The sequence below is a fragment of the Lentzea sp. NPDC058436 genome (assembly GCF_042721515.1).
Taxonomy (GTDB): domain Bacteria; phylum Actinomycetota; class Actinomycetes; order Mycobacteriales; family Pseudonocardiaceae; genus Lentzea.
Window position 1 is genome coordinate 20,730 of the sequence record NZ_JBHXLF010000014.1, and the last position, 19,381, is coordinate 40,110.

14 protein-coding genes are annotated in these 19,381 nt (G+C 70.7%); 5 read left to right on the forward strand and 9 right to left on the reverse strand.

All coding sequences use genetic code 11. The features are described 5' to 3' along the window. Positions 1–62: 62 nt before the first annotated feature. The 4 genes from ACFWN2_RS33635 to mraZ form a co-directional block, all read right to left on the reverse strand. Positions 63–1,964 carry a peptidoglycan D,D-transpeptidase FtsI family protein gene (locus tag ACFWN2_RS33635; RefSeq protein WP_382434358.1) on the reverse strand — a complete coding sequence of 634 codons (1,902 nt, stop codon included), beginning with the start codon at positions 1,962–1,964 and terminating at the stop codon, positions 63–65. Further along, the gene (locus ACFWN2_RS33640) at positions 1,964–2,572 is read right to left on the reverse strand and encodes a hypothetical protein (protein ID WP_382434360.1); all 609 of its coding nucleotides are present in this window, start codon (positions 2,570–2,572) and stop codon (positions 1,964–1,966) included. Before ACFWN2_RS33640 ends, ACFWN2_RS33635 begins: the two co-directional genes overlap by 1 nt. Continuing rightward, positions 2,569–3,522: a 16S rRNA (cytosine(1402)-N(4))-methyltransferase RsmH gene (rsmH, locus tag ACFWN2_RS33645; protein ID WP_382434361.1), complete on the reverse strand. Its 954-nt coding sequence runs from the start codon at positions 3,520–3,522 to the stop codon at positions 2,569–2,571. The genes ACFWN2_RS33640 and rsmH overlap by 4 nt, the downstream gene beginning before the upstream one ends. Before the next feature lie 167 nt (positions 3,523–3,689). Continuing rightward, positions 3,690–4,121, reverse strand: coding sequence for a division/cell wall cluster transcriptional repressor MraZ (gene mraZ / locus ACFWN2_RS33650; protein WP_053733094.1), 432 nt, complete (start codon positions 4,119–4,121; stop codon positions 3,690–3,692). Positions 4,122–4,738: 617 nt separating this feature from the next. Here mraZ and ACFWN2_RS33655 point away from each other — a divergent pair. From ACFWN2_RS33655 to ACFWN2_RS33665, 3 genes are read left to right on the forward strand one after another with little or no spacing between them, the layout of a single operon-like run. Further along, on the forward strand, positions 4,739–5,740 hold the full coding sequence (locus ACFWN2_RS33655; protein WP_382434363.1) for an AAA family ATPase: 1,002 nt from the start codon (positions 4,739–4,741) through the stop codon (positions 5,738–5,740). A 2-nt stretch (positions 5,741–5,742) separates the two neighbouring features. Next, positions 5,743–7,017 carry a DUF58 domain-containing protein gene (locus tag ACFWN2_RS33660; protein WP_382434365.1) on the forward strand — a complete coding sequence of 425 codons (1,275 nt, stop codon included), beginning with the start codon at positions 5,743–5,745 and terminating at the stop codon, positions 7,015–7,017. A gap of 1 nt (position 7,018) precedes the next feature. Then, on the forward strand, positions 7,019–9,493 hold the full coding sequence (locus ACFWN2_RS33665) for a transglutaminaseTgpA domain-containing protein (protein WP_382434367.1): 2,475 nt from the start codon (positions 7,019–7,021) through the stop codon (positions 9,491–9,493). 205 nt (positions 9,494–9,698) lie between these two features. Here the strand turns inward: ACFWN2_RS33665 and ACFWN2_RS33670 are convergent, their stop codons facing one another. Next, positions 9,699–10,094 carry a DUF3040 domain-containing protein gene (locus tag ACFWN2_RS33670; protein WP_382434369.1) on the reverse strand — a complete coding sequence of 132 codons (396 nt, stop codon included), beginning with the start codon at positions 10,092–10,094 and terminating at the stop codon, positions 9,699–9,701. Positions 10,095–10,376: 282 nt separating this feature from the next. On the opposite strand from ACFWN2_RS33670, the gene ACFWN2_RS33675 reads away from it, so the two are divergent. Together ACFWN2_RS33675 and ACFWN2_RS33680 are read left to right on the forward strand one after the other, a co-directional pair. Next, positions 10,377–10,883: a hypothetical protein gene (locus tag ACFWN2_RS33675; RefSeq protein WP_382434371.1), complete on the forward strand. Its 507-nt coding sequence runs from the start codon at positions 10,377–10,379 to the stop codon at positions 10,881–10,883. Continuing rightward, positions 10,883–12,421, forward strand: coding sequence for an alkaline phosphatase D family protein (locus ACFWN2_RS33680; RefSeq protein ID WP_382434373.1), 1,539 nt, complete (start codon positions 10,883–10,885; stop codon positions 12,419–12,421). The genes ACFWN2_RS33675 and ACFWN2_RS33680 overlap by 1 nt, the downstream gene beginning before the upstream one ends. A gap of 43 nt (positions 12,422–12,464) precedes the next feature. Here ACFWN2_RS33680 and ACFWN2_RS33685 read toward each other — a convergent pair whose 3' ends face one another. The 4 genes from ACFWN2_RS33685 to ACFWN2_RS33700 all read right to left on the reverse strand — a co-directional run bounded on the left by ACFWN2_RS33685 (position 12,465) and on the right by ACFWN2_RS33700 (position 19,375). Further along, on the reverse strand, positions 12,465–15,623 hold the full coding sequence (locus tag ACFWN2_RS33685; RefSeq protein ID WP_382434375.1) for a S8 family serine peptidase: 3,159 nt from the start codon (positions 15,621–15,623) through the stop codon (positions 12,465–12,467). Between the two features lie 604 nt (positions 15,624–16,227). Beyond that, positions 16,228–16,887 (reverse strand): hypothetical protein, encoded by a 660-nt coding sequence (locus ACFWN2_RS33690; RefSeq protein ID WP_382434377.1) that lies wholly within the window; start codon positions 16,885–16,887, stop codon positions 16,228–16,230. A gap of 85 nt (positions 16,888–16,972) precedes the next feature. Continuing rightward, positions 16,973–18,247 (reverse strand): DNA polymerase IV, encoded by a 1,275-nt coding sequence (locus tag ACFWN2_RS33695; RefSeq protein WP_382434379.1) that lies wholly within the window; start codon positions 18,245–18,247, stop codon positions 16,973–16,975. Positions 18,248–18,277: 30 nt separating this feature from the next. Then, a complete protein-coding gene (locus ACFWN2_RS33700) occupies positions 18,278–19,375 on the reverse strand; it encodes an amidohydrolase family protein (protein WP_382434380.1) in 1,098 nt (365 codons plus the stop codon). Between the last annotated feature and the right edge of the window lie 6 nt (positions 19,376–19,381).

Sequence of the window (19,381 nt, forward strand, 5' to 3'; positions counted from 1 at the left end):
TCACGCCTGGGCGTGCCCGTGCCTCTTGTGAATCCGGGGCACGCCGCCCACAATGCGCGCCCTTACAGCTGCAGCTGCACGTACGGCGTCTGCTCGGTCGACATCGGCACCTGGAACCGCTGGGTCAGGAAGGTCGCGATGTCGTGGAACACCGGCGCGGCCGACTGGGCCCCCGACGGCGCGTCGAGCATGATGCCGACGACGTAGCGCGGGTTGTCGGCGGGGAGGATGCCGGCGAACGTCGTCCAGTACTGCGACTGGGAGTAGCACTTGCAGGCCTGGTCGATCTGCTGCGCGGTGCCGGTCTTGCCCGCGACCTGGTAGCCGGGCACGGCGGCGGGCTTGCCGGTGCCGTTCTGGTTCGCGTCGCGCGGGTCGGACTGGGTGACCGAGCGGAACATGTCGCGGACGGTCTTCGCCGTCTCCTTCGACACCACCTGCACGCCGTCGGGCCGCTGCTTCTCCGACCGCGCGCCCTCGTCGCCGATCTCGGCGCGGACCAGCCGCGGCGGGATGCGCAGGCCGTCGTTGGCGATGGCCTGGTACATGCCGGTCATCTGCAGCAACGTCATCGAGAGGCCCTGGCCGATCGGCAGGTTGCCGAACGTCGAGCCGGACCACTGGTTGAGCGGCGGGACCTGACCGGCCTCCTCGGCGGGGACGCCGGAGCCGGTGCGGCGGCCGAGACCGAACTTCTGCAGCATCTCGGCGTAGCGCTCGGGGCCGACCTCCTGGGCGGCCTCCAGCGTGCCGACGTTGGAGGACTTCGCGAACACGCCGGTGAACGACATCGGCACGGTGCCGTGGTTCCACGCGTCCTTGATGACCCGGTCGGCGACCTTGATCGAACCCGGCACCTGCAGCACGTCGTCCGGCTTGAACAGGCCGTACTCGACGGCCGCCGCGGCCGTGACGATCTTGTTCACGGAGCCGGGCTCGAAGCTGTAGGCGACAGCGGTGTTGCGCTTCTGGTCCTCGGAGGCCTTGCCGAAGTCCGTCGGGTCGTACGTCTTGTCGTTGGCCATCGCGACGATCTCACCGGTGCGGCTGTCCAGCACGACGGCGGAACCGTTCTTGGCGCCGAACTTCTTGGTGTAGTCGCTGATGATCTTCTGGACGGCGTACTGCGTGTCGATGTCGATCGTCAGTTCGAGGCTCTTGCCGGGCTGCGGCTTGACGAGCTCGCGCTCGGTGTTCGGGATGACGAGGGTGTCGTCGCCCGACATCGTGTCGACCACGCGGCGGCCCGTGCGGCCCGCGAGCACGTTGTCCTGGGCGTTCTCCAGCCCGAGGATGCCCTGGACGGTGGGCGGCTTCTCGTCCTGGCGCCAGTTGGCCGCGCCGATGATGTTGGAGGCCAGGTCGCCGTTGGGGTAGATGCGCTTGGAGCGGTACTCCGAGCCGATCTCCGACGGGTACTTCTTGACGATCGCCGCCGCCTTGGCCGGCTCGGCCTCGTTGACCAGGACCTCGTAGGAGATGTCCTTGACCAGCTGCTGGTAGATCGTCTCCTCGTCGGTCTTCTCGCCGTTGACCTCGGGGCCCAGCGTCGAGGAGATGAACTTGGCGACCTCGCGCGCGTGCTCGTCGTAGGTGCCGGGGTACTTCGCCGCGTCCTTCGCGTGCGCCTCGTCCCAGGTCTTACGCGCGCGCTGCGGAAGGATGTAGAGCGCGCGCACCTCGATCGAGAACGCGAGCTGGTTGCCGTTGCGGTCGAGGATCGAGCCGCGCTCGGCGGGGATGTCGATGGGCGTGGTGCGCTGCTTCTGCGCCTGCTGCGACAGCTCCTGCGCCTGGATGCCCTGCACCTGCACGAGCTTGACGCCCGCGATCACGAGCGCGCCGATCAGCAGGACGCGGCCGACGCCGATGCGCAGCCTGCTGTTGCCGCCCAGCCGTGCGGCCGGGGCGGGCCCGCGCACCGACAACGGGCGGCGCGGGCCCCTCTGCTGCGGACCGGGCATCAGCCACCCGCCGGAGGGGTCTGACCCGCGGGAGGCTGCTGGCCGGCCGGCGGCTGCTGTCCTTCGGGAGGGGTCTGACCTGCGGGCGGTGCGGGCGTCTCGGGGGCCGGCGGAGGCGGCGGCGTCGACTTGGTCGGCGCGCTCGGCTTGCCGAACTCCTCGATCGAACCGTCGGGGTTCTGCCGCAGCCGGGCCGGGTTGGACGGCTCGACGAGGCCCATCTCCCCCGCGCGGCGCGCGAGGTCGGTCGGCGACTCGAGCAGCGCGACCTCCCGGCGCAGCTGCTCCATCTGCAGCGTCAGCTTCTCGGCCTCCGCCCGCGCCTCCTGCAACCGGTACGTGTCGGCGGCGGCCTGGGTCGAGAAGTACATGATCCCGGCGACGCCCGCGCCCAGCACGAGCATCACCAGCACGACGAACGGAGCCTTGGACACGACCTTCTGCTGCGTGCTCGCGGAGCCGTTGCGCAGGTTCGACGCCCGCTGGGCGCGTCGCGCGTAGGCGCGCTCGGCGCCGGCGGACCGCCTGCGGGCCTTGTCCTTGTCCTCGGTCTTCTTGGCGGAGCCGTCGCGAGGCGACGGACCACCGACCCGTGCGGGTGCCGTCATCTCGGTGCTCCGATCCGCTCCGCCGCCCGCAGGCGCACCGGCGCCGCACGCGGGTTGTCCTCGATCTCCTGCTCGTTCGCGAGTTCCGCGCCCTTGGTCAGCAGCTTGACCTCGGGCCCGTGGCCCGGCAGCTCGACCGGCAGGCCCGGCGGGGTCTTGGACTTCGCCAGCTCCGCGAGCGCCTGCTTCACCATCCGGTCCTCAAGGGACTGGTAGGACTCCACGACGATCCGGCCGCCGATGCCCAGCACGCCGAGCGCGGCGGGCAGCGCGAGCCGCAACGACTCCAGCTCGCCGTTGACCTCGATCCGCAACGCCTGGAAGGTGCGCTTCGCCGGGTGCCCGCCGGCGCGCCGCGACGCCGCCGGCACGACGGCGTAGAGCAGCTCGACGAGCCGGCCCGAGTTCGTGAACGGCTCCTTCTCGCGCTCCCGCAGCACCGCGGAGGCGATCTTGCCCGCGAACCGCTCCTCGCCGTAGGTCGAGAGGATCCGCGCGAGGTCGCCGTGCGAGTACGTGTTGAGCACGTCCGCCGCCGTCATGCCGCTGCCCTTGGACATGCGCATGTCGAGCGGGGCGTCCTTGGAGTACGCGAACCCGCGCTCCTCCTCGTCCAGCTGCAACGAGGACACGCCGAGGTCCATCAGCACACCGTCCACGTGGGAGAAACCGAGGTCTTCCACGGCTTCGTCGATGTGGTCGTAGGTGACGTTGACGAGCTTCACGCGGTCGCCGTGCCGGGCGAGGCGCTTCCCTGCCATCTCGATGGCCTGCGGGTCGCGGTCGAGCCCGATGAGGGTGAGCTCGGGATGCGCGCTCAACAGCGCGTCGGAGTGGCCGCCCATGCCGAGGGTCGTGTCGACAACGATGGCAGGCTTGCCGTGCAGCGCCGGAGCGAAGAGTTCCAGGACGCGGTCCAGCAGCACCGGAACGTGCCGCGGCTGATCCATCGTCCCTCTACTCCCCGTAATGCGCGTTTCGGGTGACGTCAGGTCCCCGCCCGCCCGTCGAACCTGGCGCCGGGGAAGGTGCGCCAGGGCCGATACTCGAGCGGACCGAGGCCTCACGGCACCCGAATCGCGGTGGAACATCCGGCCTGTTGCTCGGCTGACCGCCATCAGAAGACGCCCGGTATGACCTCCTCGCGAGCGGTGGCGTAGCCGTCCTCGTGCTCGTCGAGATAGGTCTGCCAGGCCGCCGCGTCCCAGATCTCCAACCTGGTGAACGCGCCGACGACCACGCACTCCTTGGTCAGCCCGGCGTACCGCCGCAGTTCCGGTGCGATCAGGACGCGGCCCTGACCGTCCGGACGCTGCTCGTCCGTTCCTGCGAACAGATACCGCTGGTAGGCGCGTACGGCGTCGTTGGTGAACGGCGCCTCGGCGACCTTCCTCGCCATCTGCTCGAACTCGGCCCGGGGGAACACGTACAGGCAGTGGTCCTGGCCCTTGGTGACCATGAGACCTCCCGCCAGTTCGTCCCGGAACTTCGCAGGCAGTGTCAGCCGACCTTTGTCGTCCAGGCGCGGGTAGTGAGTGCCGAGGAACATCGGCGTACACCTCCCTTGCCGGGCGACGAGACCGGCAGTGGAGCCCCCGTCTGCCCCACCGGCCGCCACAGTACCCCACTTTTCACCACAGTCAACGTTGAAACAGGCGTTTACACAGCGCGTTGTAACCCGTTTGTGCAGGTAGAAGCCGTGGGGCGCCGTGGGGGGAGGGTGGGGGAACTCGTGCGGCACCACCTTCGCGGGTGAGGGTTCAGCCGCGAATAAGCACTCGAACGGCCTAGAAAATTCCGCGAAAACGGCGTGTGGCGGCGAGGTGGTGGGGGAAGGTGGAAAGTGGTGGAGCGAACCCGGTGCGGCCCGCGGACCGGGACTGTCGGTGCCGCCCGCTACCGTGATGACGAAATGGTCACGGCGACCTGGGCCCGCACCGCCCGGGAAGACCTCTGCCGGCCGACGGGGATCAACTCCGCCGACGGGCGGCGACTGCGACTACACCGTGGACCGGCACTGGGTCCACACTTCGGGTAACGGCACTTAGCCGTGGTTTGACACACTGCGTGAAACGCTCACACGTCCGTGTTCCGGACACGGCTGCTGGAGGTTTAGTGACGCCGGGAAGCCCAAGCGCGAACAGTCACGCGCCGGTCGATCAGGTAATGGGTGAGTTGCACGGCGCCGTCCAGCGGATCGCCGCCAACGTCGAACGGGTGCTCGTCGGCAAACCCGACGTGGTCCGTCTCGCCCTCGTGACGCTGCTCGCCGAGGGGCACCTGCTGGTCGAGGACGTGCCGGGTGTCGGCAAGACCTCGCTGGCCAAAGCGCTGGCCCGTTCGATCGACTGCACGGTGAGCCGCGTGCAGTTCACCCCAGACCTGCTGCCGAGCGACATCACCGGCTCGTCGATCTACAACCGGCAGGAGAACGACTTCGAGTTCCGGCCGGGACCGATCTTCGCGAACATCGTCGTCGGCGACGAGATCAACCGCGCCTCCCCCAAGACGCAGTCCGCGCTGCTGGAGTGCATGGAGGAGCACCAGGTCACGGTCGACGGCAACACGTACCCGCTGGGCTCGCCGTTCATGGTGATCGCGACGCAGAACCCGATCGAGATGGAGGGCACCTACGCCCTTCCCGAGGCGCAGCGCGACAGGTTCACCGCGCGCGTTTCGGTCGGCTACCCGGACCCGCAGGCCGAGCTCGCGATGGTCGACGAGCACGCGGGCCACAACCCGCTCGACGACCTGCGGCCCGTCTCGGACGCGGCGCAGATCCTGCGGTTGATCGAGGCCGTGCGCAGGGTGCACCTGTCGCCGGAGGTCCGCCGGTACGCCGTGGAGCTGGTGTCGGCCACGCGCCGGCTGCCGGAGCTGCGGCTCGGTGCCTCGCCGCGGTCCACGCTGCACCTCGTCCGCGCCGCCCGCGCGCAGGCCGCGCTGGCAGGACGTGACTTCGTGGTGCCGGACGACATCCACGCGGTGTCGATCCCGGTGCTGGCCCACCGGCTGGTGCTGACCGCGGAGGCGCAGGCCGCCCGCCGGTCCCCCGCCGACCTGATCAGGGCCCTGCTGCAGCGCGTGCCGGTGCCGACGGCGGCACTCGACCCCAGCGCCGCGTTCGTCCGCAGCATGAACAACAACAACGCAGGGACGCCACGCTAACGATGCGCACCGCACTCTCCGGTCTGACCACACGCGGAAGATGCTTGCTGGCCGCGGGGTTCGCCGCCGGAGTGTGCGCCGCCGTGCTGAACGAACGCGACCTGCTGCGGGTCGCGGCCTTCGTGATCGCGCTTCCGCTGCTGGCCGCGTGGCTCGCGACGAGGGCTCGGGTGGGGCTGCGCGCCTCCCGGTTCCTCGCCCCGAGCCGGGTGCCGGTCGGTGCCGCGTCCGAGGTGAAGCTCGAACTGCGCAGCACGGGCCGGCTGCCCACGGGCGGGCTCATGCTGGAGGACACGGTCCCGTACGCGCTGGGCGCGCGGCCGCGGTTCCTCGTCGAGCGGCTGCCCCGCAACACTCCGACGGCGTTGCGCTACCCGCTCAAGCCGGTGATGCGCGGTGTCCAGCAGGTCGGCCCGCTGATGGCGCGGATCACCGACCCGTTCGGGCTCGCCGAGTTCGACCGCGAGCTCGCGGGCCGGTCGCGGCTGGTCGTGGTGCCGCGGGTCGTGCGGCTGGGCGGTCTGCCCGGCGGGTCCGGCATGGGCGCGGGCGACGACGGCTCGGTGCGGCTGCGGGCCGGTCAGGGCGAGGACGACGCGGTCGTGCGGCCGTACCGCCAGGGCGACGACCTGCGGAAGGTCCACTGGCGGTCCACTGCCCGGCGTGACGAGCTGATGGTGCGCGTCGAGGAACGTCCGTGGCGTGGCGGCACGACGGTGCTGCTGGACCACCGGGTGCACGCGCACCGCGGCAGCGGTCCGACGGCGTCGCTGGAGTGGGCCATCTCGTTCGCGGCGTCCATCTGCCTGCACCTGCACCACTTCGGCCACCAGGTCCGCCTGGTCGCCGAGGACGGGCGGGTGCTGGCGGGCGGGTCGTCCGACGGCGGGCACAGCGACCACGTGGTGCTGGACGCGCTCGCGGCCCTGCAGGGATCGCACCGCCGTGAGCTCAGCGGCGGGATGGACCCCGGCGCGGGCCAGGAGGTCATCGCGGTGCTGGGCGGTCTCTCGCCGGCGTCGGCGGAGGAGCTCGTGCGGTACCGGCCTCGCGGCACGCGCAGCCTGGCCGTGCTGCTGGACGTGAACGCGTGGGCGGGTGCGAGCGGTGGTTCGGACGCCGCGGCCCCCGATCCCGAGGACGCCCGGCGGTTGCTGAGCGGTGCGGGCTGGGGCGTGGCGGTCGCGAAGCCGTCCGCGTCGATGCAGCAGGTGTGGCAGGAGTTGTGCGCCTCGGCAGGGACCCGGGGTCCGTCGTTCCGCTCGGAGGTGGGCTGAGATGGGGTCCCGTTCCGCTCCCGCGAAGGGCACCGAACCCGAGTGGTTCACGTCGGCGACGCCGTGGATCGCCGCGCTGGCCGTGCTCTGCGCCTCCACCGCGCTGTCCGGCGTGATCGAGGGCGACCTGTGGCTGGCGCGCATCGGCGTGGTGATCGTCGCGATCACCGTGACCGGCGCGTTCCTGCGGGCGACCCGGCTGACCCCGCCGCTGGTCGCGATCGCCCAGGTGGCCGTGCTGTTGTGCCTGCTCACGGCGTTGCACACGCGGTCGGGCATCTTCCTGTTCATCCCCGGTCCGGAAGCGCTGGGCGAACTCGGCGACGTGCTCGCGGAGTCCGTGGCGCAGGTGCAGACCGGGGTGCCGCCGGTGCACGCGTCACCGGCGATCCAGGCTCTCGTGGTGCTGGCGATCGGTCTGGTCGCGGTGCTGGTCGACACGCTGGCGGTGGCCGCGGCGGCTCCGGCGGCGTCCGGTCTGGTGCTGCTGTGCGTGTTCGCGGTGCCCGCGTCGCTGGCCGACGAGATGCTGCCGTTCTGGACGTTCATCCTGGGCGCGGCCGCGTTCGCGATGCTGCTGGCGGTCGACGGGCAGCACCGGCACGAGGCGTGGCGCGGCAGGCTCGGTTCCGGGTCGGCGAGCGGGTCCGGCGGGTCCGCGACGTCGGTGGCGGCGATCGCGATGGTGATCGCGCTGGTCGTCGGCGCGGGGTTCACGCTCGTCGGCACCGTCGGCAGGCTGCCGGGCAGCGGCGTCGGCGGTGGTGGCAAGGGCGGCATCGGCCTGAGCGAGATGACGTCGTTGCGCGGCATGCTCAACCGAGGCAAGACCGCCGAGGTGTTCTACGTGCGCGGCATGACGGACCCGAGCTACATGCGGGCGTCGACGCTGGCGCAGTACGTGCCGAACAAGGGCTGGGAACGCGGCAGTCCCCCCGGCGGCCAGCCCGCGCGGGGTGAGCTTCCTCCGCAGGCGGGCGACCGCGGCGAGGGCAAGACCACGCGGATCAACATCGAGCCGCGCGACTGGCGGAGCTTCTGGCTGCCGACCTACGGCGCCGTCCGCCGCATCGAGACCCCGGACGACGACTACCAGTTCGACGCGAAGAAGGGCGTGATCTACACCCAGCGGGAGCGCGAACCGGAGTCGTACGAGATCGACACGGTGCTGTCGACGCCGACGAAGCAGGCGCTGCGGCTGGCGCCGACCCAGGCGAACGCGGTCGACCGCGAGTACTACAAGTTCGACGGGGTCGAGCAGGAGGTCGTCGACCTCGCGAAGAAGGTCGTCGAGGGCGCCACGAACGACTTCGACAAGGCGGCGCAGCTGTCCGAGTTCTTCAACAGCCCCACCAGCGACTTCAAGTACGAGCTCAAGACGCAGGGCGACGTCACGAGGGACGCGCTGACCGACTTCGTGATGAGGAGCAAGGTCGGCTACTGCGAGCAGTTCGCCTCCGCGATGGCCGTGATGGCGCGTGTGGTGGGCCTGCCGTCGCGCGTGGCGATCGGTTTCACCGCCGGGGTCAACTCCGCGGACAACGAGTACCGCGTGATCAGCACCGACGACGCGCACGCGTGGGTCGAGATCTTCTTCCCGAACTACGGCTGGATGACCTTCGACCCGACCCCGATCTCCGACGGCCGCGGCATCCAGCCGCCGTACCTGCGTGAGACGGCGCCGGGCCAGGAGGAGGTGCCGACCGCCGAGACGACGACGGAGTCGGTGGCTCCGTCCGCGTCCGGCTCGGCCCAGGCGTCGGCCTCGCCCGACGGTGAGGACGGGGACCAGGGCCTGCCGCAGGCGAGTGCCGAGACCACGCCGTCGTGGCACCTGTGGGCGTTGGGCGTGGTGCTGCTGCTCGCGGCGCTGCTGTCGATCTTCCTGGTGCTGGCGCTGCTCGGCGTGATCGGCGCCGGTCTGCTCGGTGTGGCGTGGGCGCGCAAGCTGCTGGTACCGGCCGCGGCCGGGCTGTGGCTGATAGGCGTGGGGCTCGCGGCCGCGTTGTTCTCGTGGTGGCTGGCGGTGCCGCTCGTGCTGGCCGGGATCCTGTTCACGCCGATGCTCGTGCGTGCCGTGCGACGGCGTAACCACCTGCACGCCGTGACGGCGCTCGGTCCCGGCGCGGCCTCGGCGGCCTGGAGCGAGCTCATGGCGGAGTCGATCGACCGCGGCGCGCCGGTGCCGGCCGCCGAGACGATCCGGATCGCCGCCCGCCGGTTGGCGCGGGAGCACAACCTGGACGACGCGGGCAAGGACGGGCTGCGGATGGTGATCGGGGCGATCGAGCGGTCCTGGTACAGCCCGAACCCGGCCGCCGACCCGGCGTTGCCCGGCGCGCTGGCCGCGGTCCGGCAGTCGTTGAGGCAGCACGCGCCGCTGTCGTTGCGGGCGAGGCTGTTCCCGAAGTCGGTGCTGAAGCCGGCGCCCGCGCCGATGGCCGACGCGCCGGACCGGGAGCCGGTCGGGGTGTAGGAAGCGCGGCCCGCTCCCCTGCCGGGGCGGGCCGAACGCCCGTTCGCTCTCGACGGGCGAGGCACCCGTTCCCACTCGACAGGCCGAAACGCCCTCCCACGCGACGGCAGAGCGCGCGTTCCCACTCGTGGTTCGACAAAGCGATGGGCCCGCTCCCCTTCCGGGGGGCGGGCCCATCGCCTGTGAAGACTTCTTCGACCGGGGCTTACTGCTCTTCGTCGAAGCGACGGCGGAAGCGCTCTTCCATCCGTTCGGAGAACGAGCTGCGGCTGCGCGCTGGCTTGCCGTCCTCCTGCGTTCCCTCGGCGACCTGGTCACCGCGACGCAACGTCGTCAGGGTGATGAGCGCACCGAAGAACATGAGCAGGAAGCCGAAGACGCTCACCACGGGGATGCTGGCGATCGAGAGCGCCGGCAGCATCACTCCGGTGATGAGCGCGGCCACGCCTACGACGAACAACACGATGCCTTGTACGCGGCGCCGTTTGGACGGCCGCCGCAACTTGGCGCCTCGTACGGTGGATGCGAACTTCGGGTCCTCGGCGTAGAGCGCGCGCTCGATCTGGTCGAGCAGTCGCTGCTCGTGCTCGGAGAGTGGCATCGTTCCTCCTCCGGCACAGCGGTCGCGGGCGCCGGGTGTTTTCGGTTTCCGCCGAACCCGGCGGACGACCCACCCTGGGGACGTCACCTTCCAGGATACGATCCGCGCGCCCCGGCGACTACCCAGTCGGCCTTCTCATACGGTCTGTTCTGTCACCATCATCCTCCTGGGGCAGTGGTGAGGCCTTCGTGAGGCTCCAACCAGCCCCTTGTGGCCTTGCGTTCACGTGCAGTTCGGCCCTGGGCCTTGCCCGGGAAATCCCCGCTTGCTCGGATCGGTCGCATGACCGAACTCATCGTCAACGGCGCCGCCGAGCAGGGCCTGACCGGCTGGCTCGTCGTCGCGGGCGCCCCCGTCGTGCTGCGGTACGACACGGGCCAGGGGTATCCGGGGCCCGGTGATCCCGGTCCGGCTCAGCGCGGTTCGTCGTTCTTCGGCGGCGGCGACACGCCACTGAGCACGCTGCGACAGAGCGTGACGTTGCCGCGGCGATCGTCTCAGTTCGCGGTGTCCGCGTGGCTCGGCGGCTACGCCTCGCAACAGGACGGCGCCCGGCTGTCGGTCGAGTTCCTCGACGACGGCGGCACGCCCCGCGGTCTCGTGGTGCTCGGACCGGTGACCGCGGAGGAGCGCTCGGGCCGGACCGGCCTGCTGGAGCGGTCGGCTCGCGGCACCGTGCCTCCGGGCAGCCGCACCGCCGTGGTGACGCTGCAGATGACCCGATCCGGTGGTGGCACGTCGAACGACGGCTACGCCGACAACATCTCGTTCACGGTCGGAGGCCGCTGATGCTGAACCGACGTGATCTTCTGCGCGCCGCGGCCGCCGCCGGCGCACTTGGCTCCGTGTGGCCGTTGTCGGCGGGTCTGTCGCCCGCCGAGGCCCACGCGGCCGCGCTGGATCTCGGGGCGTCGTGGGACGCGGCGCCGTTCTGCCTGGGCGTCGGATCCGGGGACCCGTTGCCGGACAGCGTGGTCCTGTGGACGCGGCTCGCACCGGAGCCGCTGGCGTTCGAGCAGCCGCTGCCCGAGATCGTCGAGGTCGAGTGGTCCGTCGCCACGGACCGCACCATGCGTTCGCGCGTCGCGCACGGAACCGTTGCGGCGTCTGTGTTGTTGGGCCACAGCGTGCACGTGCCGGTGCACGGACTGCGCCCCGGACGCACCTACTACTACCAGTTCTCGGCGCTGGGCAAGCGTTCTCGCGTCGGCCGCACGCGCACGGCCCCCGTCGGCCCGGTGTCGAAGGTGCGCTTCGCGACGGCGAACTGCCAGGCGTTCCACGACGGCTTCTACGCGGCCCACCGGGGGATCGCCGCCGAGAACCTGGACTTCGTCGTGCACCTGGGCGACTACATCTACGAACACGGCCAGGTGGGCGGCGCGCACGTGCGCGACCACGAGGGCCCCGCCGTGCTGTCCCTTGCGGACTACCGGCGCCGCCACGCGTTGTACAAGGGCGACCCGTCCCTGCGCGACGCCCATGCGGCACACCCGTTCTACCTGACGTGGGACGACCACGAGGTCGTGAACGACTACAGCGGCACCGAGGGCGCCGCACCGTTCGTGAAGCGCCGCGCCGCCGCCTACCAGGCCTGGTACGAGCACCTGCCGATCCGCTCTGGGAGCGCTCTCGAACCGCAGATCCACCGCCGCCGCCAGTGGGGTTCGCTGCTCGACCTGACCGTGCTCGACCTGCGCCAGTTCCGGTCCGCGCAGAACCTGGCCGGCGGCACGATCCTGGGCGCCGAGCAGAAGCAGTGGCTGCTGGACGGCATCTCCGGCGCCCGCGAGGCGTGGCAGGTGTGGATCAACTCGATCATGCTGTCGCAGCTCGCCCGCCAGGGAGGCGGCTACTACTTCACCGACCAGTGGGACGGCTTCCTGGCCGAACGCCGCGAAGTGCTCGGCCACGTGGCCTCCACCGGCCTTGAGGACCTCGTCGTGCTGACCGGTGACTGGCACTCGGCGTTCGTCGACGACATCAGGCCGGACTTCGACGACCTCTCGTCCCCGGTGATCGGCACGGAGTTCACCGCGCACTCCGTCACGTCCGGCGCGTACTCGCCGGAGTGGAACGCGGTCAACGGCCCGGTGATGGGGGCGGCGAACCCGCACCTGAAGTACTTCGAGGGCAACAGGTACGGCTACGACGTGTACGAGGTGGCGCCCACCCGGTTCACCACGCACATGAAGGTGATCGGGGACCGGCGGGACGCGGCCTCGCCGGTGTCGACGCTGACGACGTTCCACGTCGACCGGGGGAAGGCCGGGAGCTACGAGAACCCGGCGACGGTCGGGTCGCCGGCGCAGTACCGGCGTCCGTGACCGGTGTGCGGGCGAGGTTCGCGCCTCGCCCGCACACCTCGGCTCAGCTCGCGATCCTGTAGGCGTGGATGATCGTCACCTCGCCCGTGTTGCCCGCCGCGTCCGTGGTCTTGGCACGCAGCGACGCGAACTTCGCGTTCTTCGGGTGGTGCACGACGGCCTTGTCACCGGCGACCTGCACCTGCTTCCAGGTCTTGCCGTCGTCGAACGACACCTCGACGGTGACGCGCCTGACCTTCGGCGTGTTCTGCGCCTGCTCGACCTTGAGCGGGACGAGCTGGACACGACCGTGTGCGGTGTCCTGGTCGTCGAGCTTCGGCAGGAACCGGACCACCGTGAGCGGCAGGTGCGTGATGTCGTTGGTGTGCTTGGACTTGAAGGTCCAGGCACCGCTCACCCTGTTCGACAGCTCGGTGTCGCGGCTGTGTTCCATTACGGCGCGGTAGGTGGCCTCGCCGGCCGGCACGTCGAAGATCGCGCGCGGCTGGGGCTGCTCGCCGACCGCGGTACCGTCGCGGAACAGCGAGGTCTTCACCGTTCCGGTGAGCGCCCTGCCCGCACCGCCGTTGTTGTCGGTGAACAGCGGAACCCCGACGGCGACCTGGTCCGCGAGCCTCGCGAGTCCGAAGCCGGGCGCCTCCGGGACCGACGGGCCGAGGACGGCGCCGCCGAACGTCAGCGCGTACTTCCTGCCTCCCTTGAAGGAACGCGTAGGCGTCTCGGTCGTGTACTCGGCCTGGCCGTCCGGGCCGACCCTGTCGTAGATCCAGCTCCACCTGCCCGTGACGGTCGAGACGTGGTCGACGGCGCTGCCGCCCTCGGGCACCTCGGTGAACGCGCCGAAGCCGCCGCTGCCGTCGACCGGGTTCGGCATCACCGCGATGCCGTGCCGGCGCCCCTCACCCGCCGGGCGGAAGGTGCCGGCTACCTCGGCGAGTTCGTTCGCCCTGGCCGTGCGCTCGTAGCCGGTCGGCATGCTCTTCTCGCTGTACATCAGGCGATAGGTGACCGGGGTCTTCTCGTCGCGTGACGTGCCCTTGAGCTGTTCGGCGATCGTCACCAGGAAGTCCGGGGCGTCCGGGCCGAGCTGGGCGGTGGACGCCTGGCCCGCCAGACCGTCGAAGAACGCCCAGCCGTGGCTGAACGGCGCGCCCGCCACCTTCGCGCTGAACGAGATCGTGCCGATCAGACCCTTGGCACCGGCGTCCGGCGTCTTGAGCGCCACCGGCTTCGCCTTGCGGGCGTCGACCGTGAACGAGCCCTTGCCGTTCACCACGAACTTCGGCTGCACGATGAACGCGACCTTGAAGTCCGGGGTGAGGACGCTGCTGTCGACGACGTACTCGCCCTTGGGCAGGCGGACGTTCGCGGCGTTGCCCGGATAGACCTTGCCGGTCGCCGTGTTGACGAAGATCGTGCTGTAGTCGGTCGCCGGGTTGCCGTCGGCACCGATCACCGACACCGCAGTGTCGTAGCTCTCGACCTCGCGGGTGACGCTCACGAGCGTCCGCAGGCCGTTCGACGCCACGACCGCACCGCTGTAGGCGCCGTCCGGCGCGTTCACCTTGGTGTCAGCGGTGATCGTGGCCTTGGCCTCGCCGCCGGCGGGAACGGTGACCTTCGCCGGGGACACCGCGACCAGGCCGGCCGGAGCGGACTTGCCGTCCGGGCCCTTGACGTCCGTGGTCAGGTCGAGGGTGACGGGCTCCTTCCCCTGGTTGCGGTAGGTGATCTCGCGGACGACCTTCTGGTCGTCGTCGTGCGGCCACTGCTGCACACCGAAGCTGATGTTCGCCGGGTCGGCGACCACCTGCTGCGCCAGCATCTTCGGCACGTCGACACGTCCCGTGCCCTGGTCGAACGTCGTCAACGCCGGGTTCGCCCTGGCCGACGCCATGACCGTCGCCTTGAGCCGCGTGCCCGACCAGTCCGGATGTTGCTGTTTGAGCAGCGCGACCACACCCGCGACGTGCGGGGTCGCCATCGACGTCCCGTCCATCGCGACGTGGCCCTGCGTACCCGCCTCCGCCGCCACGATCCCGACGCCGGGCGCCGTCACGTCAGGCTTCACCGCACCGTCCGCGGCAGGACCCCGGCTGGAGAACGACGCGATGCCGTCGTTGCGGTCCACGGCCCCCACCGTCAGCGCCGACTCGGCACTGCCGGGCGAGCCGATCGTCTCCGGCCGCCCGGAGTTGCCCGCCGCGATGACGAACAGCGCACCGGTCTCGCGTGACACCCGGTTGACGGCCTCTTCGATCGGGTCGATCTCGGGAGTGTCCCCGCCGCCCAGGCTCATGTTGACGACACTCGCGCCCTGCTCGGCCGCCCACTGGATGCCGGCGAGGATCGCCGAGTCCGGGCAACCGCCGGGCCCGCAGACCTTGCCGTCGAGGATCTCGGCGTCCGGCGCGACACCGCGGTACTTCTCCCCCTTGCTCGCGATGGTCGACGCGACGTGCGTGCCGTGCCCGACCTCGTCGGTGTTGTCCGGCGACTCGGTGAAGTTCTTCTCGGCGACCTGCTTGCCCTGCAGGTCCGGGTGCTTCTCGTCGACACCGGTGTCGAGCACCGCGACCTTCACGCCCTTGCCCGTGACACCCGCCTCCCACGCCGCCGGCGCACCGATCTGCCTGGTGCTCCGGTCGAGCGAGACCTTGCGGAGGCCATCGAGCCACACCTTCTCGACCTGCCCACCGCGCAACGACTCCCAGGCGCTGCCCGACTTCCCGGCCTTCGCGGTCACCAGCCCCGCCACGGACTCCTTGGCGTCCAACGCGTTGACACCCGATCGCGCGCCCGCCGCCGGCCGCACGATCAAAGGAACGTCGCCGCGCCGCGCGTCGTCGTAGCCGAACTCGACCAACGACGTCACGTCGAACAACCGCGGGTCGAGCTTCCCGTTGTCCACCAACGCGATCGCGTCAGCGGGCACGACGTGCTGATGCCCGTCCCGCACGAAGGTGCGCACGGGGATCTTGCCCCTGCCCGCCCCCGGCACGAACCGCACGACGCGCTCGCCCGCCAACTCGACCTTGTCGCCGGTGATCAGCGTGACGCTGCGATCACCCCGCCCCGGCTCCGCCTGCGCTTGCGCTTGCGCGACAGCCGTCGTCCCCGTTGCCGTTCCAGTGGCGACGAGGCCTGCCGACAGCGCGAGCGCGGTGAACCCCCGACGGGCACCTCGCTGTCCTGCTCTCACTGGTCTACCTCCAGTGCTCGATGAGGTGTTGCGCCAGTGACCGTAGGGATACCGAGCGTCACCTCACCTCCGTCTGGAGGCTGGAGCTCTGGGGGCCGATGTCATCCCGGGGGAGGTGATGGAGTGGCCGATCGGCTGGTTGACACGCTCCTTTCGCCGTTGGGCGGCCTGGGGTTCGGGGGTGGGGTGGTTGCGGGGTGGAGCGCGGGTTGTGGGGTGACGCGCGAGCCATGGGTGAGACGCGGGCGGTGGGGTGCGGGTTGTGGGGTGAAGCGCAGGCCGGGGGGAAGCGCGGGCCGCGGGGCGGGGGTACGGCGCGGGTTGTGGGGGTACGGCGCGGGTTGTGGGGGTACGGCGCGGGTTGTGGGGGTACGGCGCGGGTTGTGGGGGTACGGCGCGGGTTGTGGGTTGACGCGCGAGCCGTGGGGTGCGGGCTGCGGCGCGGGCCGTGGGAGGGGAGGCAGGTTGCGGGAGGGGACCGGGTCCGTGGGACGGGAAGCGGCCAGGCCAGGTGCGCCGGCGCGCGAGGTCGGCGGGCAGGGTTCGCCGGTGGACGGGTCGAGGTCGCCGGTGGACAGGTCGAGTCGCCGGGCGGCCGGTGGGGTCATCCGATCGGTAGTGGGGTTCGGGCCTGCGGGATCGCCGGCGTGCGGCGTTCCATCACCGCCAGTTCCAGTTGGCGGGCAGGCGAGTCGCCGAGGAGTTTGCGGGCCAGGGCCGTGCCCTTGCGCGGGGCCATGGCCAGTTCTGCTCGCAGGGCTTGGACGCCCACGTAGTGGGTGACCTCGTCGAGGATGGCCTTCGTGTCCGGGATCGAGTGGGTGCGGCGGATGGCGTCGATGGCCGCTCGTTCCAGCGGAGCCACGTGGAAGCCTCGGCGCAGGGCCGGTCTGGGGAGGCGGTCTGTTCGTTCCAGGCGCAGGGTGGCGTGGCCCCAGGCTCTGGAGTTGCGTGGGGCGAGGACGTGGATGGCGTCTGCCGCGGGCAGGACGGATCTCATGCCGTGCAGGTAGAGGGCGTCGAAGGCGGTGAGCATGGCGCCCTCGCCCGCGTAGAGGAGGGCGGCCTGCACCAGTTGTTCGCGGGAGGGGCCTGCCCTGGACAGCAGGAAGATGCTCGGGAACAGGCGTTGCCAGGGGCCGCCCGGCCGGGAGCGCTGGTCGATCAGGGACGACGACAGTCCTATGTGGAGCAGGGCTGCCACCGGGGCTACGCGGTGGAGGAAGAGGGTGCCCAGGGCTTCCAGGTCGATGGGGTGGCGCATGGGTCAAGGGTGCGCCTGGGGGACGGCGGAACGGCGGGGCTGAAGTGAAGTTGTGGACAACTCGCGGGTTGTGGACAGGTTGCGATCACTCGGGCTTCGGTTCGAAGTCCGCAGTCCTTTCCGGACTGTCGCGGAGCAGTGAGGCCGGGCGGACGGCTAGCGAGCCGAAGCGGGAACGGGCCTGGTCAGCGGCTTGCTCGGCTTCGCGCCAGCCGCGTTCCGGGGCGTCGAAGATCAGTTGCTGGGCGGAGTCGGCGTTGTCAAGCCCCTCTATTCGGACGCCGATCAGACGGACTGCGCCTGGAGGTACCTGGGTGTCGAGCAGTTCGGTGGCGACTCGGTAGACCTCCTGGGTCACGTCGGTCGCCACCGGCAGGGTGCGGGAGCGGGTGATCGTCGTGAAGTCGCCGAAGCGGACCTTGATCGACACCGTCCGGCCGAGCAGGCCCTTGGCGCGCAACGAACCCGCCGAGCGTTCGGAGAGTCGTAGCAGCTCACGGCGCAGCAGTGCTCGGTCGACCACGTCGACCTCGAAGGTCTCCTCGGCGCCGAGCGACTTCTCCCGCGACACCGGCACGACGGCGCGATCGTCCACCCCTGCGGCCAGCGCGTGCAGGTGTTGCGCGAGCGCCACGCCGATCTTGCGGCGCAGCCTGGGCAACGGCATCGCGGCGACGTCCGCCACCGTGTCCAGGCCCAGTTCCTCCAGGCGCGCGGCGGTTTTCGCCCCCACGCCCCACAAAGCCGACACGGGCAGCGGGTGCAGGAACTCCAGCGAGGCGGCGGCGGGCACGACCATCATGCCGTCGGGCTTGCACATGCCCGAGGCGAGCTTCGCGAGGAACTTCGTGGACGCCACCCCGACCGAGCACGAGACACCGTGGGCCTCGAACACGCGGGACCTGATCAGCTCCCCCACGCCGCCCGGCGTCAGGCCGAGCCGGCGCAACGCGCCACCGACGTCGAGGAAGGCCTCGTCCAACGAGAGAGGTTCCACCAACGGAGTAACGTCGCGGAAGATCGCCATGACCCCGCGCGACACCTCCTGGTAGAGGTCGAACTGCGGCGGCAGGTACACGGCGTGAGGCGCCAACCGGCGCGCATGCGCGGTGGGCATCGCCGAACGCACGCCGTACTCACGCGCGAGGTAGTTGGCGGAGCACACGACACCACGTCCACCGATGCCGCCGACCACCACCGGAACGGATTCGAGCTCAGGACGTTCGCGGATCTCCACCGACGCGTAGAAGGCGTCCATGTCGACGTGCAGCATCCGGCAGCCCGTGTCGTCAGGCCAGACACCGTCACGCGCGCGGAACCGGTCGACCAGGCCGCGTGGCAGGTTCGCACTGCGACCCATGAACACCCCTTTCGAACGCCAGTGCGAATCCTACAGTTTGTACACCCGTGCGGCGTTCTCCGACGCGATGAACCGTGCGATGCGGTGCGCGTCCTCCTCGAGGAACGCGTCACGGCGCAGTCCGTCCGCCAGGAAGTCCGACAACGCGCGCCGGAACAGCAACGCGCCGAGGTAGTACAACTCGGGCAGAGCGAACGCATCGGTGGAGAACAGGAACTTCCCGTACGGCACGATCTCCAGCGCCTCGGCGAACACCCGCGACGCCTGGTGGCCCAGCCCGTGCGTCGCCAGCCCGAGGTCGCAGAACACGTGCGGGAACACCTGCGCGAGATACCCGGCCTGCCGGTGGAACGGGTAGTTGTGCAGCAACAGCACCGGCACACCCAGACGGGTGGTGGCCCGCAGGAACGGCGTCAGCAACGACGGATCGCACCGGTGCAGGTCGAGGTCCGAGTCGCCGTACCCGACGTGGAACTGCAACGGCAGCCGGGCTTCCAACGCCTCCCAGGCCAGCCAGGTGATCACCACGGGATCCACCAGCCGCCCCGAGGTCCACCCGCCGAGAGCCCGCTCCACAGAAAGATCATCAGGCCGCGCACCGGGCAGGTCGAGCCCGATCCGGTACGCCGCGACCGACTTCGCCCCCACCGCCGAAGACGAGGCCAACGCCGACCGAACCGCCCCGAGGAACTCCGACGGCGACACCGAAGGCCGCAAGGACTCCGCCAACGCCTCCAGCCGCACGATCTCGTGCGCGACGCCCCCGCCCAGCCCGGCCAACTCGGACGCGGACAGCAGCCGGTCCGGCTGGAACCCGCCGTCCACCAGGAACGTGTGGATCCCGGACGCCATCAGGAACGTCCGGGACACCTCGGCGATGTGCAGCGAGTTCCGCCGTTCGAGGTACTCCCCGGCCGACGCGTGCCGGGGCAGGTCGAGCAGCGGAGCGCACCACCGCCGCACCGCGAACCCCACCGCGGAGTCGAAGTACGACCCGCCGATCGGGGAGACCGCGTCGGCCTCGAGCAACAACGACTCGAACTCCCGACGGGTGCTGTCTTCCCGCAGCACCCCGTGGCAGTGGTGATCTATCAGCCCGAGCTCGGCGACGAACGGCAGAATGCCCATAACCTT